The sequence below is a fragment of the Helicobacter pylori genome (assembly GCF_015904775.1).
GTDB lineage: Bacteria > Campylobacterota > Campylobacteria > Campylobacterales > Helicobacteraceae > Helicobacter > Helicobacter pylori_DM.
On the sequence record NZ_JADZNC010000002.1, the window covers coordinates 1 to 15,740 of the forward strand.

Sequence of the window (15,740 nt, forward strand, 5' to 3'; positions counted from 1 at the left end):
GGGGTTTTGCATTCAGCTTCTACTTCTATAGCAATACCACCCTTAATTCCCACTTTTTTAATAAAGAATTGATTATGATTTTCTTGGCAATTTTGTTCTGCTTTTGTAACCAAATCTTTTTGCGTATTATTTGTCTTTTGTTTTTCTTGTTCTGTCTTTTGTTGTTCTTGTTCTACTTTTATTTGATTGTTAGTCTCTATATTGCTTGTCTTTTGTTTTTCTTGTTCTACTTTTATTTGACTATTAGCGAGTTCTATCTCACTCTTATTTGTATTCTGTCTTTCTTGTTCTGTTTTCTGTCTTTCTTGTTCTAACTCTATCCCACTCCTATTTGCTTTTTGTCTTTCTTGTTCTGTTTTCTGTTGTTCTTGTTCTGTCTTTTGCTTTTCTTGTTCCAACTCTATTTGTTTATCAGTATCACCAACGCTACAAGCGGCTAATAATAAACTTGTCGCTATTGTTAATCCTGAATATTTCCACCAATTGATTTGATTCTCTTTTTCAGCTTGTTTGGATTTATCCTGGACTTTATCGTCTAATTCTTTCGCTTTCTTGCATGCAACATGGGTCAATACTACTAATGCTGCATTGCTTTTCTTGGGGTGTTTTTTTACAAGTTCTCTAACTTTCTTTGCGATTTTTGTAAAAAACCCACTAATTGATCTGAGTGTATTTGTAATGGCGCTCGCTTGTTTGAAATGAGTCTCTTTATTTGCCTTTGTGTTAGCTGTCTCTGCGTTTTTGCCAACTTTATTTGTTTTTCCTGTTTTTACTGATTCCATTACCAACCTTTTTTTCAAAAAACAATCTTACCCATCAAAACTAAATCAATGGAAACTAATACGAAAAACCCACTCAAGTTAGATCAACCCATTTATTATCAAGTTAAGCCATGCTCTTTCAATTCTTTTTCTAACTTGGCTACAGCGTTCCAAGTGGGGATCACGCTATCAGGGTTTAAAGAAATGGAAGTGATGCCCTCTTTGACTAAAAACTCTGTTACTTCAGGGTAATCGCTTGGGGCTTGCCCGCAAATCCCGCAATATTTGTTGTGCCTTTTACAAGCTTCAATCGCTTTTTTAAACATTTTTAGCATCGCTTCATTCCTTTCATCAAAGACATGGCTGACTAATTCGCTGTCTCTATCCACGCCTAAAGTGAGCTGGGTTAAATCATTAGAGCCAATAGAAAAGCCATCAAACAAGCTTAAGAAATCATCAGCCAAAATGACATTCACCGGTAATTCGCACATGATATAAATTTCAAGCCCGTTTTTACCGGACTCTAAATTGTTTTTTCTTAAGATTTCTAGGACTTTTTTACCCTCCTCAATGGTTCGCAAAAAGGGGATCATCACTTTCATGTTCGTTAAGCCCATTTCTTCCCTCACTAACGCTAAGGCTTCACACTCCCACGAAAACGCTTCATTATAGCTCTCTGAATAATACCGACTAGCCCCCCTATAGCCAAGCATGGGGTTTTCTTCATTAGGCTCATAGCTAGAGCCGCCAAGCATGCGCATGTATTCATTGGATTTGAAATCGCTAGTCCTTACAATGACAGGTTTAGGGTAAAACGCTGCGCTGATCATGCCAATGCCTTCAGCGATTTTTTTCACAAAAAAATCTTTAGGGTTAGCATAGCCTGCCATAAGGTTTTCAATTTCATTTTTTTCTTTCACGCTTTTTTTGTGGTGCAAATCCACTAAAGCTAAGGGGTGGGCTTTGATTTGATTTAAAATAATCATTTCCATTCTGGCTAACCCTACGCCGTGATTAGGGAGCTGAGAAAAGCTGAAAGCTTTTTCAGGGTTTCCAATATTGATGTAAATTTTTGTTTGAGTTTCTTGCATGTTAGAAAGCTCCACCCTTTCAATTTCATGTTCATAAATGCCCGCATACACATAGCCCTCTTCGCCCTCAGCGCAAGAAACCGTGATTTCCATGCCGGTATAAAGGCTATCAGTCGCCCCACTCACCCCAACAATAGCTGGCACGCCAATTTCTCTAGCCACAATAGCGGCATGGCAAGTGCGCCCCCCACGATTGGTGATAACCGCGCTCGCTTTTTTCATGCAAGGCTCCCAGTCTGGGTCGGTGTTATCGGTAACTAAAATTTCGCCCTCTTTAAAAGAATTCATATGCTCCAAATCATTGATGATGCGCACTTTCCCTGATCCGATTTTACTCCCAATCGCTCTGCCTTGCAAGATAATCTCTTTTTTTTCGTTAGGGTTTTTGAATTTGAATTTTTCAAAAACTTGATTTTCTTCTTTACTTTTTTGGCTTTGAACGGTTTCAGGGCGCGCTTGAACGATAAAGATTTCCCCGCTATCGCCATCTTTGGCCCATTCTATATCCATAGGGCGGTATTGTTTGGCTTCTTTAGAGTAATGTTTTTCAATTTCAATGGCGTATTTGGCTAAAATCAGCACGTCTTCATCGCTCAATGAAAAGGATTGCCATTCTTTTTTGGTGGTTTTAATGTTTCTGGTAGGGTGTTCGCTGCCTCTTGGGGCATAGACCATTTTTTGCGTTTTATTGCCGAGCTGCCGTTTGATAATGGGGCGTTTGTTTTGCTCTAAAGTGGGCTTAAACACATAAAATTCATCAGGGTTTATCGTGCCGCCCACCACATTTTCGCCTAACCCCCACGCTGAAGTGATAAACACCGCGTCTTTAAAACCGGTTTCAGTGTCAATAGAAAACATCACGCCCGCGCTGCCTTTATCCGCTCGCACCATTTTTTGCACCCCCACGCTCAGCGCAACTTTTAGATGATCAAACCCACGACTCGCTCTATAGCTAATCGCTCTATCGGTAAAAAGCGACGCTAAACAGGATTTGATATAGTGGATCAATTCTGTTTTACCCTTAATGTTTAAATAAGTGTCTTGCTGCCCGGCAAAAGAAGCGTCCGGCAAATCTTCTGCGGTAGCGGAGCTCCTTACAGCCACATCGGCTTCTTTCATGTGGTATTGCTGGCTTAAAATTTCATAAGCTTGAAAAATCTCATCTCTTAAATCGCTAGGAAAAGGCGTGCCAAAAATAAGCTCTCTGATTTGTTTGGAGCGGATTTTTAACACATCAATTTCCGTGGCATCAACATTTTCTAAAAGCTCTATGATTTTTTGTTTAGCCCCCCCTTGCTCTAAAAGATACCAATACGCTTCGCTTGTGATCGCAAAGCCATCAGGCACTTTAATGCCAATAGGCACTAATTCTTGAAACATTTCACCAATGCTAGCGTTCTTGCCCCCAACCAGATTTACGTTCTTATTGTTCAACTCTTTGAAAAACTTGATATATCGCACAAAACTCCCTTAAAATTATCATTAAGTCTCTTAAAACAAAAATATAATAATGATAGCATGATAGAGCTTTAGTTTAAGCTAGTTTGTATTACTAAGCTTTTTAATTAAGAGGGTGTATTCTTTTTGGTTTATGATTTTATTGTATAATGGGCGGTTAGTTAGGTATTTTTGAATATAGGAAGGGTGGTTTTGTATAGGCGGTTATTGTTGAATTTGCTTTGTATGGTGTTTTTACAAGCGTGTTTAAAGCCTATGAGCGACCCTAAAGCTGAGAAAGTGGATTCGCAAGTGCAATGCGGGTTTGGCTCAAAAGATTGCTAAATTTTAAGGTTTATAAGAAAGGAAACATAAGTTTTAAAGAATGAGTGCGGAACTGATTGCTGTTTATAAAGACGAGCAAATAATAGATTTAGAGAGTGCGAAAGTCTTAGGACTGAGCGATGGGATTGAAGCGTTAAAAGGGAGCGAGCCGGTATTTTTTGATGATTCGCCTTTGGCTTTAGAAGTGATCAGGCATTCATGCGCGCATTTGCTCGCGCAAAGCTTGAAAGCCCTTTATCCGGACGCGAAATTTTTTGTAGGCCCTGTGGTAGAAGAGGGGTTTTATTACGATTTTAAGACTTCTTCAAAAATCAGCGAAGAGGATTTGCCTAAAATTGAAGCGAAAATGAAAGAATTTGCGAAATTAAAGCTCGCTATCACTAAAGAAGTTTTAACCAGAGAGCAAGCCTTGGAGCGTTTTAAGGGCGATGAATTAAAGCATGCGGTGATGAGTAAAATCAGTGGCGATGCATTTGGCGTGTACCAACAAGGCGAGTTTGAAGATTTGTGTAAGGGGCCGCATCTCCCAAACACTCGTTTTTTAAACCATTTCAAGCTCACTAAATTGGCTGGGGCTTATTTGGGCGGCGATGAAAACAATGAAATGCTCATTAGAATCTATGGCATCGCTTTTGCCACCAAAGAGGGCTTAAAAGACTATCTTTTCCAAATAGAAGAAGCGAAAAAACGAGATCACAGAAAGCTAGGCGTGGAGCTAGGGCTTTTTAGTTTTGATGATGAGATAGGGGCGGGCTTACCCTTATGGTTGCCTAAAGGGGCAAGACTCAGAAAACGCATTGAAGATTTATTGAGTAAGGCGTTACTTTTAAGAGGCTATGAGCCGGTTAAAGGCCCTGAGATTTTAAAGAGCGATGTGTGGAAAATCAGTGGGCATTATGACAATTATAAAGAAAACATGTATTTCACCACGATTGATGAGCAAGAATACGGCATAAAGCCTATGAATTGCGTGGGGCATATTAAAGTCTATCAAAGCGCTTTACACAGCTACAGAGATTTGCCTTTAAGGTTTTATGAATACGGCGTGGTGCATCGGCACGAAAAAAGCGGCGTGTTGCATGGGCTTTTAAGGGTTAGGGAATTTACCCAAGATGATGCGCATATTTTTTGCTCTTTTGAACAGATCCAAAGCGAAGTGAGTGCGATTTTAGATTTCACGCATAAAATCATGAAAGCGTTTGGTTTTAGCTATGAAATGGAATTATCCACTAGACCAACTAAATCCATAGGCGATGATGAAGTTTGGGAAAAGGCCACTGACGCTTTAAAAGAAGCCCTAAAAGAGCACCGCATTGATTATAAGATTGATGAAGGGGGAGGGGCTTTCTATGGGCCTAAGATTGACATTAAAATCACTGACGCTTTAAGGCGTAAATGGCAGTGCGGCACGATTCAAGTGGATATGAATCTGCCTGAACGCTTCAAGCTCGCTTTCACGAATGAGCGTAATCACGCTGAACAGCCGGTGATGATCCACAGGGCGATTTTAGGCTCGTTTGAAAGGTTTATTGCGATTTTGAGCGAACATTTTGGGGGGAATTTCCCTTTCTTTGTTGCGCCCACTCAAATCGCTCTCATTCCTATTAATGAAGAGCATCATGTTTTTGCTTTGAAATTAAAAGAGGAATTAAAAAAGCGCGATATTTTTGTAGAAGTGTTGGATAAAAACGACAGCTTGAATAAAAAAGTGCGCTTAGCCGAAAAGCAAAAAATCCCTATGATTTTAGTTTTAGGGAATGAGGAAATGGAGACCGAAATTCTATCCATTAGAGACAGAGAAAAACAAGCTCAATATAAAATGCCCTTAAAGGAGTTTTTAAACATGGTTGAATCTAAGATGCAAGAGGTTAGTTTTTGAGTAGGAACGAAGTGTTGTTAAACGAAGACATTAATTTTAAAGAAGTGCGTTGCGTGGGCGATGATGGCGAAGTGTATGGGATCATTTCTTCCAAAGAAGCACTAAAAATCGCTCAAAATTTAGGTTTGGATTTGGTTTTGATTTCAGCGAGCGCGAAACCCCCTGTGTGTAAGGTGATGGATTATAATAAATTCCGCTATCAAAATGAAAAGAAAATCAAGGAAGCCAAGAAAAAGCAAAAGCAAATTGAAATTAAAGAGATCAAGCTTTCCACTCAAATCGCACAAAACGATATTAACTACAAAGTCAAGCATGCGAGAGAATTTATTGAAGCCAATAAGCATGTCAAATTCAAAGTGGTTTTAAAGGGTAGGGAGAGTCAAAACTCAAAAGCTGGGCTTGATGTGCTTTTAAGAATCCAAACAATGATGGAGGATTTAGCTAACCCTGAAAAGGAGCCAAAAACTGAGGGGCGTTTTGTTTCATGGATGTTTGTGCCTAAGGCTAAAGAAGCCCCCAAAAACGAAAAGAAAACCAAAGAAAATAACCCGCCTTTTAATCGTATTAACCTTATGAAAGGAGAAAATCATGCCAAAAATGAAGACTAATCGCGGCGCGTCTAAGCGTTTTAAAGTCAAAAAAAACTTGATTAAGCGTGGCAGCGCTTTTAAAAGCCATATTTTGACTAAAAAAAGCCCTAAGCGTAAAGCCAATCTAAACGCGCCAAAACATGTGCATCACACTAACGCGCATTCTGTCATGTCGCTGCTTTGCAGGGCTTAGGAATGCTCATTAGAAAGTGGAGTTAATCCCCTTATTTAAGGGAAAGTCGTTTGAAAAACGCACCTAAAAATATTTTAAAAAGAAAGGTAAAGAAATGAGAGTTAAAACAGGCGTTGTGCGCAGAAGACGCCATAAAAAAGTCTTAAAACTCGCTAGAGGGTTTTATAGTGGCAGAAGAAAGCATTTTAGAAAGGCTAAAGAACAGCTTGAAAGGAGCATGTATTACGCCTTTAGGGATCGCAAACAAAAGAAAAGAGAGTTCAGGAGTTTGTGGGTGGTAAGGATTAATGCAGCTTGCAGAATGCACAATACAAGCTATTCGCGCTTCATGCATGCCCTAAAAGTGGCTAACATTGAATTAGACCGCAAGGTTTTAGCAGACATGGCGATGAATGACATGCAAGCCTTTAAGAGCGTATTAGAGAGCGTGAAAGAGCATCTTTAATCTCTATTGGCTGTTAGGTTTTAGTTTTAGCCTAAAAAGGTGAGAGGATTTAGGAATTTTTACTAAAAAGTTCCTAAAATTGATTTTTATTTCAATTTATTCTCATTCAATCCTATATTTAATCAAAAAGAAAGCAATTTTATAGTAGAATGTAGCATTTAGAACTCAAATAGAGAAAATGTAGAAGGAAGGAATACATGAAGAAATCTGTTATAGTAGGTGCTATCTCTCTAGCAATGACAAGCTTGTTGTCAGCAGAGACCCCTAAGCAAGAAAAAGCTATTAAGACTAGCCCTACCAAAAAAGGTGAAAGAAATGCTGCTTTTATAGGGATTGATTACCAGTTGGGTATGCTTAGCACTACCGCTCAAAATTGTTCCAATGGCAATTGTAATGGTAATCAAAGTGGGGCTTATGGCTCTAACACGCCCAACATGCCCACAGCGTCAAACCCCACAGGAGGGCTTACCCATGGTGCTCTAGGGACTCGTGGGTATAAGGGCTTGAGCAACCAACAATACGCTATCAATGGTTTTGGGTTTGTTGTAGGGTATAAGCATTTTTTTAAGAAATCCCCGCAATTTGGAATGCGTTATTACGGATTCTTTGATTTTGCAAGCTCTTATTATAAGTATTACACTTATAATGATTATGGCATGAGAGACGCTCGCAAGGGTTCTCAAAGTTTCATGTTTGGCTATGGGGCTGGCACGGATGTGTTGTTTAACCCGGCTATTTTCAATCGTGAGAACTTGCATTTTGGGTTTTTCTTGGGCGTTGCGATTGGTGGCACCTCTTGGGGTCCAACAAACTATTATTTTAAGGACTTGGCTGATGAATACCAAGGGAGTTTCCACCCATCAAATTTCCAGGTCTTAGTGAATGGCGGGATCCGCTTAGGCACTAAACACCAAGGTTTTGAAATTGGCTTGAAAATCCAAACCATCCGCAACAATTACTATACCGCTAGTGCGGATAATGTGCCTGAAGGGACTACTTATAGATTCACCTTTCACCGCCCCTATGCCTTTTATTGGCGTTACATTGTAAGCTTTTAAGGTGTTTTAGGGCTAATCTTATGGGGGCATAGAAAAGGGCTTTTGCTCTTTATAGCCTTTTATGATTTTCTTGTATCAAAGGCTTTAAAAAATCAATACGGCACAAAAATTAAAGCACAATCCTTACAAGCAATTGAACTTACCAACAACAGCACACAAACAATTCTTTGAAAAATCAAAAATGGATTAATTGTTTTTGAAATAATAATAGGGAATATAGGTTAGCTGTTTTAATGGAGCGCTGATCATAAAATCTAAAAATCAATTGGCTATTAAAGCGCTGTAAGTTATCTTTAATCAATCAGATGATAGAATTTGTCTTTTATTTTTGAATTGGGAGCATTTGATGAAAAAATTGGCGTTTTCTTTATTATTTACAGGGACTTTTTTTGGGCTTTTTTTGAATGCGAGTGATTTTAAGAGCATGGATGATAAGCAACTATTAGAGCAAGCAGGGAAAGTTGCTCCTAGCGAAGTTCCGGAGTTTCGCGCGGAAGTCAATAAGCGATTAGCAGTGATGAAAGAAGAAGATCGTAAAAGTTATAAAGCGGATTTTAAGAAAGCGATGGATAAGAATTTAGCTTCTTTAAGCCAAGAAGATCGCAACAAGCGTAAAAAAGAAATTCTTGAAGTGATTGCCAACAAAAAGAAAACAATGACCATGAAAGAGTATCGTGAAGAAGGGTTGGATTTGCATGATTGCGCATGCGAAGGCCCTTTTCATGATCATGAGAGAAAAAAAGGGAAAAAACCAAGCCATCATAAGCATTAACGCTTAAGGTGTGCTAACTTTTTTGATTTTTGTGAAACCACGCCGTAAGCCCCTAGCTTTTGGCTATGGGGGTATAAGGCGTTTTTTTTGTTATAATTCTGTCATAGCGTTTGGGCACTTAAAATAGGGGCTACTTGCTTGGTGGGTGGGCTTTGCTACTCTTAAAACCCTTTAGCTGTGAAAGGCATGCCAATTTTTAGAGTTAAAGTTTTTGGAGTGTTTGTATTTTTTGGATATTTATAGTATCATACCCAATAGTAAAGACCCTTTGAAAGTCTGTATTTTAAGACGGCTAAAACAGCTTGAATTCTAGGTGGTTTTTTTATCAATAGAAGAATATTTCAAAAGAGAGCTTTTATGAAGAACAGTATCTATTTTTGTTGCGGTTATATATTAATTAGGAGTTTGGTGTGAAACGGATTTTATTTTTTTTAGCGGCTACGACTTTTTTGTTGAGAGCAGAAACGGATTCTGCCACTATTAACACTACAGTTGATCCCAATGTTATGTTTTCTGAAAGCTCCACAGGGAATGTGAAAAAAGACCGCAAGAGAGTTTTAAAGAGCATGGTTGATTTAGAAAAAGAGCGCGTGAAGAATTTTAACCAGTATTCTGAAACCAAGATGAGTAAGGGCGACTTATCTGCTTTTGGAGCTTTCTTTAAGGGGAGTTTGGAAAGTTGTGTGGATCAAAAGATTTGTTATTATGAGCATAGGAATGGTAAGGTTTCTTTTGTGGTGAATGACAGAGAAAAGTTTTATAAGCATGTGCTTAAAGACTTAGGGACAGAGCTTTCACTCCCTTTGTTCAACTGGCTTTACAAAGGCTCGGATTTTGGGGCTTTGCATGAGCAGTTTGGGGATATGTATGATGGGTATATCAAATACTTGATCAGCATGGTTAGGGTGAGCCAAAAAGAAAAGGCTAGAAAAGTGGATGCAATCGTTCTTAAAAAAATGGAAGAACAAGCTGAGAAAGACACCAAAGCAGCGTTTCAAAAGAGGGGCAGTGGGGAGCTTCAAAACCATACTGATAGCCCTGAATTTATAAGTTCTTCTAAGAGGACACAGAACGCTTCTAATTCGGATCTAGATTCTACGACCAATGCTAACGCACTCAAAGAAACAGCTTCAAAAGAGCCAGAGGCTTCTTCAAAAAAGGAAAAAAAGCCCAAGAAAAAACGCCACCTTTCAAAGAAAGAAAGGCAACAACAGGCCTTGCAACAAGAGTTTGAAAAACAAATTAGCGACTCTAGTAAGTCTGAAAAATAGCAAAATAGTTAGCCTACTTTTTTAGGGGGCTTTCAACAAATCTCTTAAGCACTCCTTTTTAGGCTTTATGGCTCTCTATCGCTAAGCTCTGTGTCCTACTGGTTAGGACTATCTCTTTTAAAAACCACTGCTTTTTTAAAGTTTTTAAACTTTTCAGCTCTTTTTACGCTTAATGATTAGCTCTTTTGTTACGCAAAAATCTTTGAAACATAATGACGGATAGAGCCATGATAAAATAACTTTAAGACATTCCAACGCATTTCATATAAAAGCATGTGAAAATTTTTGGTTTTATTTTAGTGGGGTATTGGTAATCAAATTGATTTCTTTGAGTATTTTTCACATTTAAAAAAAGCTTGCGAAAAGCGAGTGATAGTTCCTCATAACGCGCTCTTAGGGGGTTAGGAGGGATTTTTAAAAGGGGGGTTAGGGGAATGATTTCAAAAGGCCTCCTATCCCCTTATGAGCTTGAATAAACTTTTTACTACAAAATGGAATCCAAAACGATGTAATAACGCTTTAAAACCCTATGTTTAAAAATTTTTGAAGAATATTAAAGTTGGACAAGGCTATTGGTATTTGATAAAAAACAAAGCCTTTTATTTTGAACTTAAAACCCCTAAAGGTTTATTTTAACCCTTAGCATTTTAAGGTTTTGGCTAACCCCCCTAACGAAGTTTCTTTGTATTTTTCATTCATGTCTTTTCCGGTTGCATACATCGTAGCGATCACTTCATCTAGGCTCACTTTAGGCTTGTATTCATCTTCTAAAGCCAGTTTAGAAGCGCTAATCGCTTTGATCGCCCCTAAAACATTGCGTTCAATGCAAGGGATTTGCACCAAGCCCCCCACCGGATCGCATGTCAATCCTAAATGGTGCTCCATAGCGATTTCGCTAGCGATTAAAACCTGTTGCGTGGTCGCTTGGCACAAATGGGCTAACCCCCCCGCAGCCATAGAGCTTGCCACACCAATTTCAGCCTGACACCCCGCTTCTGCGCCGCTCAAGGAAGCGTTTTTCTTGTAAAGATAGCCAATCGCCGCGCTGGTGAGTAAAAAATCATTGATAGCCTTTTGCGATAAATTTTCAAACAAATGGTTTTTAGCGTATAAAAGCACGCTTGGCACCACCGCGCACGCTCCATTAGTAGGGGCGGTTACCACCTTGCCTCCGCTGGCGTTTTCTTCAGCAATGGCGCGAGCGTAAAGCGAAATGTAATCAATCAACGCTAAGGGATCTTTCCCGCTTGTGGGGTGTTTTTCTAAACGCGTTTTAATGCTTGGGGCTAATCGTGTTACTTTCAAAGAACCAGGCAGATACCTTTCTTTAGAATTAGCCCCATTATGATAACACTCAAGCATCGCATGATAGATTTTAGTCATCGTTGCATCAGGGTGGTTTTTGAGGGCGTTTTCTCTCAAACGCACGATTTCAGCGATGCTTTTTTGGTGTTTTTGGCATAATTCTAGCAACTCTTTAGCGCTTGAAAAATCATAGGCAATGCTTTCATTTTCACCCTCTTTAGATAAGTTGTCTAATTCTTTTTCAGTATAAACAAACCCTCCGCCAACAGAATAATAAGTCTCTTCTTTTAAAACCTCATTTTTAGCGTTAAAAGCTTTTAGAATGAGAGCGTTTTGGTGCCTGGCTAAAGGTTTGTTGTCAAAAATCAAATCTTTAGAATAATCAAATTGAATGTTGCGTTGGTTAGCGAGTTTTAAAACTTTGTTCTCAAGCGCTTCATGCAATAAGGCTTTTTTGGTTGTTACCTCCAATTCGTTAGCATAAATGCCATGCAAGCCAATTAAAACCGCCTCATCGCTCAAATGCCCTTTACCGGTTAAAGCTAATGAGCCATGCAAGGTGATTTGAACGCGTTCAACCTGCTCTAAAACGCCTTTTAACAACCCGCAAAATCTCGCTCCAGCTTCCATAGGCCCTATAGTGTGTGAAGAGCTAGGGCCCACGCCGATTTTAAAAATGGATAAAATAGAAAAACTAGCCATTAAAATAGTCCTAAAAACACGCTCAAAGCCGTCAAGCTCCCAAAAACAAACACAAAAATATCCACTTTAAAGTTTCTAAAACGCTTCAAACTAGAAATGCTATAAAAAGCTATCATAGGCATCACAAACAGAATGAGCGCAATAATGGGGCCACCTAAATTTTCAATAAAATCCAAGATATTAGGGTTAATATAAGCCACCAGCGTGATAGTCAGCCATAAAAAAATCGTTACGCTAACGCTCAAGGTTTTAGAAGCTTTTTTCAATTTTAAACTTTGAATAATAATGCCTTCTAAACCCTCCTTAGCCCCATAATAATGCCCAAAAAAAGATGAAAAAATCGCTAGAAAAGCCACCACAGGCCCCGCATAGTTGATTAAAGGGTTGTTTAAAGTGTTAGCAAAATAGCTTAAAATGGGGATATTTTGCTCCCTTGCTTTCACAAAATCATCAGTATTCAAGCACATGACGCACGAAAACACAAAAAACATCACAAACCCTAAAAGCATCAGCGATGTCCCTAATTCAATTTGATTGAGTTTATACTCTTTGAAAGCGCCGTATTCTTTTCCCACGTTTTGGGTGAAGGTTGAAATAATGGGGCTATGGTTGAACGAAAACACAAGCACCGGTAAGGTTAGCCAAATCGCTAGCACAAATTCTTTAAAACTCGGCACCACAAAAAGGTTAGCGCCTTGCCAATAAGGGATAAGATACAAAGAAAAAAGCAATAAAATCAAGCATAAAGGATACACCAAAGCGTTGCAAATGCGCGTCACAATCGTAGCGTTAAAAACCATCACTAACATCATTAAAGAGACTAACGCTACAGCCAGTAAGCCCCGATGAAAAGACGCTAAATGCAACTGGTTAGTGAAAAAATGATCAAACACATTAGTGATACCCACCCCATAAGCCAAGCAAATAGGATAAATCGCAAAGAAATAAAGCAAAGTGATAAGAAAACCCCATTGAGCGCCAAAATGAGAGCGAACGACCATGGTAATGTCTTCTTGATCTTTAGATCCTATGAAATAAGCTAAAGCTCTATGCCCTAGATAAGTTAAAGGGAAGATGATCGCGCTCATCACCACAATAGCCCATACCCCATGCCCACCGGCTCTAATAGGCAAAAATAAAATCCCAGCCCCAACCGCCGTGCCAAATAAAGACGCTATCCAACGCAAATCAAACGCGTTGAGTTTTTTAGGATCTCTTATAACCGCTTTTTCTTGTGTCATGCTATTAAACCGCCCTTTTAATCGTGTTAAAGAGTTTTCATTGTAGCATAAAGCTTTTTATGATTGGGGTTTTTTGAGATTAAGGGGTGGTTTTGGGCGCGCATTTATTTTCTAAAATCCACGATTTAACCCGCACAAGCTATAATAACGCTTAAAAAAAGATTAATAAAGGATTATAGAAATGTCAAACACAAATTGGTCGCCCACTTCATGGCATTCTTTTAAGATAGAGCAACACCCCACTTATAAAGATAAGCAAGAATTAGAAAGGGTCAAAAAAGAATTGCACTCCTACCCTCCCTTAGTGTTTGCTGGCGAAGCGAGGAATTTGCAAGAGCGATTAGCCCAAGTCATTGACAATAAAGCGTTTTTGTTGCAAGGGGGCGATTGCGCGGAGTCGTTTTCTCAATTTAGCGCTAACCGAATTAGGGACATGTTTAAAGTGATGATGCAAATGGCGATCGTTCTCACTTTTGCTGGCTCTATACCGATCGTGAAAGTGGGGCGCATTGCCGGGCAATTTGCCAAGCCTCGCTCCAATGCGACTGAAATACTGGATGATGAAGAAGTGCTAAGCTATAGGGGGGATATTATCAATGGGATTTCCAAAAAAGAAAGAGAGCCAAAGCCTGAAAGGATGCTTAAAGCTTACCATCAAAGCGTAGCGACTTTAAACCTTATCAGAGCTTTTGCTCAAGGCGGGTTAGCGGATTTGGAACAAGTGCATCGTTTCAATTTGGATTTTGTCAAAAATAACGATTTCGCACAGAAATACCAGCAAATCGCTGATCGGATCACGCAAGCTTTAGGGTTCATGCGAGCATGCGGGGTGGAGATAGAGCGAACGCCTATCCTTAGGGAAGTGGAATTTTACACCAGCCACGAAGCGTTACTGCTCCATTATGAAGAGCCGTTGGTGCGTAAGGATAGTTTGACTAACCAGTTTTATGATTGCTCCGCGCACATGCTATGGATTGGCGAAAGGACAAGAGACCCTAAAGGCGCGCATGTGGAGTTTTTAAGGGGGGTTTGTAACCCTATTGGCGTGAAAATCGGGCCTAATGCGAGCGTGAGCGAAGTGTTAGAATTGTGCGATGTTTTAAACCCGCATAACATTAAGGGGCGTTTGAATTTGATCGTGCGCATGGGTTCTAAAATGATTAAAGAGCGTTTGCCTAAGCTTTTACAAGGGGTGTTGAAAGAAAAACGCCATATTTTATGGAGCATTGATCCCATGCATGGCAACACGGTTAAAACCAGTTTGGGGGTTAAAACAAGGGCTTTTGATAGCGTATTAGATGAAGTGAAAAGCTTTTTTGAAATCCATAGGGCTGAAGGGAGTTTAGCTTCAGGGGTTCATTTGGAAATGACAGGAGAAAATGTTACAGAATGTATCGGTGGCTCGCAAGCGATCACCGAAGAGGGTTTGAGCTGCCATTACTATACGCAATGCGATCCAAGACTAAACGCCACCCAAGCCCTAGAGCTCGCTTTCTTAATCGCTGACATGCTCAAAAAACAACGCGCTTGATTGAAATCAAAATAATAAGAGGCTTTAGTCAAGCGATCGTTTCTTCTAATGCGTTTTATAGGGGGATTTAGTTGGGGGTTGTAGGGGGAGAGTTATTTCAAAATACCCCAGTTATCCCCTTAAGAGAATGAGTTTTACATAAAATAAAGTTTTAAAAATTAAAGAATAATAAGGTTAAATAAGGTTTTGAGTGCCGACATTTGATGAAAACAGAGCTAAATATTAATCTATCTTTAACTCTTTTTCTTTATAATTATCGTAAGCATTTTAATATTCAAAGGAGCTTAGAATGAGAATTTCTCTTTTAGCTGTAATTTTAGCGTTATTGTTTGTGGCTTGCCATGAAACTAAAAAACAAATTTTGCAAAACGAAGCCGATAGCACCCCCTCAGAAAAGACCATTTGGCAACCTGAACAAAAATAAAAATTTAAAAAAGCTAAAAAGCGTTTTTTACCATCAAATTAAAAGGGCTTGATTTTATTAAATAGTGTTTTAAAAAGCGTTTTTGTGGGGTTATTGTCGCAAAATAACCCTATTTTTTATGAGTTTTAGCGTAAACATAAAAAATAAAAGTTTTTGTTAAATAAGACTCAACCAATGTTTGAAAAGAGTAGAGCCTTAGAGTTTGAGGATTAAAAGGCTTGAGAGCGAAATTACAAACTCTCTAAAACCTTTTGAGCATGCCCTTTCGCTTTGACATTGTAGAAGCATTTTTCTAAAACGCCTTGCGTGTTGATAATGAAAGTGGAGCGGATAATCCCCAAATGCTCCTTCCCATAAAGCATGCGTTTGCCATAAGCTTTGTAAAAATTGGCCACTTTTTTATCTTCATCGCAGAGCAAGATCACATTCAAAGAGCATTGGCTGATAAATTTTTGATGCGATTGAGAATTATCAGGGCTTACGCCCACGACAACAGCGTTTTTCTTTTCAAATTCGCTAAACAGAGCGCTAAAGTCTTTGGCTTCTAAGGTGCATCCGGGGGTGTTGTCTTTAGGGTAGAAATACAACACCACTTTTTTATGGAGCAAATCTTTTAAAGAAATCTCTACGCCATCGCTGTTTTTCAATCTAAAATCAGGGGCTAATTGCCCCACTTCTAATTTTTCCATTCTTAT

Annotated in this window: 14 protein-coding genes and 1 pseudogene; 9 read left to right on the forward strand and 6 right to left on the reverse strand. The window is 39.1% G+C overall.

Annotation, left to right across the window (positions count from 1 at the left end; translation table 11 throughout):
• Together I6852_RS01455 and ppsA are read right to left on the reverse strand one after the other, a co-directional pair.
• Window positions 1–782 (reverse strand): DUF874 family protein (locus tag I6852_RS01455; protein ID WP_197291515.1); only part of this gene is annotated, 782 nt, incomplete at its 3' end.
• Window positions 783–880: 98 nt separating this feature from the next.
• Window positions 881–3,313, reverse strand: coding sequence for a pyruvate, water dikinase (ppsA, locus tag I6852_RS01460; RefSeq protein ID WP_097692544.1), 2,433 nt, complete (start codon window positions 3,311–3,313; stop codon window positions 881–883).
• Between the two features lie 361 nt (window positions 3,314–3,674).
• On the opposite strand from ppsA, the gene thrS reads away from it, so the two are divergent.
• From thrS to I6852_RS01490, 6 genes are all read left to right on the forward strand, one after another.
• Entirely contained in the window at window positions 3,675–5,513 is a 1,839-nt protein-coding gene (thrS, locus tag I6852_RS01465) for a threonine--tRNA ligase (RefSeq protein WP_197291514.1), read from the forward strand.
• Entirely contained in the window at window positions 5,510–6,121 is a 612-nt protein-coding gene (gene infC / locus I6852_RS01470; protein WP_079357311.1) for a translation initiation factor IF-3, read from the forward strand. The genes thrS and infC overlap by 4 nt, the downstream gene beginning before the upstream one ends.
• Window positions 6,102–6,296: a 50S ribosomal protein L35 gene (gene rpmI / locus I6852_RS01475; protein WP_001125542.1), complete on the forward strand. Its 195-nt coding sequence runs from the start codon at window positions 6,102–6,104 to the stop codon at window positions 6,294–6,296. The genes infC and rpmI overlap by 20 nt, the downstream gene beginning before the upstream one ends.
• 94 nt (window positions 6,297–6,390) lie before the next feature.
• A complete protein-coding gene (gene rplT, locus I6852_RS01480) occupies window positions 6,391–6,741 on the forward strand; it encodes a 50S ribosomal protein L20 (protein WP_001264175.1) in 351 nt (116 codons plus the stop codon).
• Between the two features lie 197 nt (window positions 6,742–6,938).
• Window positions 6,939–7,799 (forward strand): outer membrane protein, encoded by an 861-nt coding sequence (locus tag I6852_RS01485; RefSeq protein ID WP_197291513.1) that lies wholly within the window; start codon window positions 6,939–6,941, stop codon window positions 7,797–7,799.
• 346 nt (window positions 7,800–8,145) lie between these two features.
• Entirely contained in the window at window positions 8,146–8,571 is a 426-nt protein-coding gene (locus I6852_RS01490; RefSeq protein WP_197291512.1) for a DUF1104 domain-containing protein, read from the forward strand.
• Window positions 8,572–8,863: 292 nt separating this feature from the next.
• Here I6852_RS01490 and I6852_RS08260 read toward each other — a convergent pair.
• A pseudogene (locus I6852_RS08260) lies at window positions 8,864–9,058 on the reverse strand (hypothetical protein).
• On the opposite strand from I6852_RS08260, the gene I6852_RS01495 reads away from it, so the two are divergent.
• Window positions 8,982–9,842 (forward strand): hypothetical protein, encoded by an 861-nt coding sequence (locus tag I6852_RS01495; RefSeq protein WP_197291511.1) that lies wholly within the window; start codon window positions 8,982–8,984, stop codon window positions 9,840–9,842. The pseudogene I6852_RS08260 and the gene I6852_RS01495 sit on opposite strands and share 77 nt — an antisense overlap.
• Before the next feature lie 639 nt (window positions 9,843–10,481).
• Here I6852_RS01495 and I6852_RS01500 read toward each other — a convergent pair.
• On the reverse strand, window positions 10,482–11,849 hold the full coding sequence (locus I6852_RS01500; protein ID WP_197291510.1) for an L-serine ammonia-lyase: 1,368 nt from the start codon (window positions 11,847–11,849) through the stop codon (window positions 10,482–10,484).
• Window positions 11,849–13,090: a serine/threonine transporter gene (locus tag I6852_RS01505; RefSeq protein WP_197291509.1), complete on the reverse strand. Its 1,242-nt coding sequence runs from the start codon at window positions 13,088–13,090 to the stop codon at window positions 11,849–11,851. Before I6852_RS01505 ends, I6852_RS01500 begins: the two co-directional genes overlap by 1 nt.
• Window positions 13,091–13,271: 181 nt before the next feature.
• Between I6852_RS01505 and I6852_RS01510 the strand changes: the two genes are divergently transcribed.
• Both I6852_RS01510 and I6852_RS08090 read left to right on the forward strand, forming a co-directional pair.
• Window positions 13,272–14,621, forward strand: coding sequence for a class II 3-deoxy-7-phosphoheptulonate synthase (locus I6852_RS01510; RefSeq protein WP_197291508.1), 1,350 nt, complete (start codon window positions 13,272–13,274; stop codon window positions 14,619–14,621).
• 289 nt (window positions 14,622–14,910) lie between these two features.
• Window positions 14,911–15,045, forward strand: a complete 135-nt coding sequence (locus I6852_RS08090) for an HP0135 family lipoprotein (protein WP_001222899.1) — start codon at window positions 14,911–14,913, stop codon at window positions 15,043–15,045.
• Between the two features lie 230 nt (window positions 15,046–15,275).
• Here I6852_RS08090 and I6852_RS01515 read toward each other — a convergent pair whose 3' ends face one another.
• Window positions 15,276–15,734 (reverse strand): peroxiredoxin, encoded by a 459-nt coding sequence (locus I6852_RS01515; RefSeq protein WP_197291507.1) that lies wholly within the window; start codon window positions 15,732–15,734, stop codon window positions 15,276–15,278.
• Window positions 15,735–15,740 lie beyond the last annotated feature (6 nt).

Excerpts from the sequence above, each read along its gene's own strand:
- I6852_RS08090 (WP_001222899.1), top strand. The coding sequence starts at position 14,911 with ATGAGAATTTCTCTTTTAGCTGTAATTTTAGCGTTATTGTTTGTGGCT.
- thrS (WP_197291514.1), top strand. The coding sequence starts at position 3,675 with ATGAGTGCGGAACTGATTGCTGTTTATAAAGACGAGCAAATAATAGAT.
- I6852_RS01515 (WP_197291507.1), bottom strand. The coding sequence starts at position 15,734 with ATGGAAAAATTAGAAGTGGGGCAATTAGCCCCTGATTTTAGATTGAAA.
- I6852_RS01485 (WP_197291513.1), top strand. The coding sequence starts at position 6,939 with ATGAAGAAATCTGTTATAGTAGGTGCTATCTCTCTAGCAATGACAAGC.
- I6852_RS01505 (WP_197291509.1), bottom strand. The coding sequence starts at position 13,090 with ATGACACAAGAAAAAGCGGTTATAAGAGATCCTAAAAAACTCAACGCG.
- rplT (WP_001264175.1), top strand. The coding sequence starts at position 6,391 with ATGAGAGTTAAAACAGGCGTTGTGCGCAGAAGACGCCATAAAAAAGTC.
- I6852_RS01500 (WP_197291510.1), bottom strand. The coding sequence starts at position 11,849 with ATGGCTAGTTTTTCTATTTTATCCATTTTTAAAATCGGCGTGGGCCCT.
- I6852_RS01490 (WP_197291512.1), top strand. The coding sequence starts at position 8,146 with ATGAAAAAATTGGCGTTTTCTTTATTATTTACAGGGACTTTTTTTGGG.
- rpmI (WP_001125542.1), top strand. The coding sequence starts at position 6,102 with ATGCCAAAAATGAAGACTAATCGCGGCGCGTCTAAGCGTTTTAAAGTC.
- I6852_RS01510 (WP_197291508.1), top strand. The coding sequence starts at position 13,272 with ATGTCAAACACAAATTGGTCGCCCACTTCATGGCATTCTTTTAAGATA.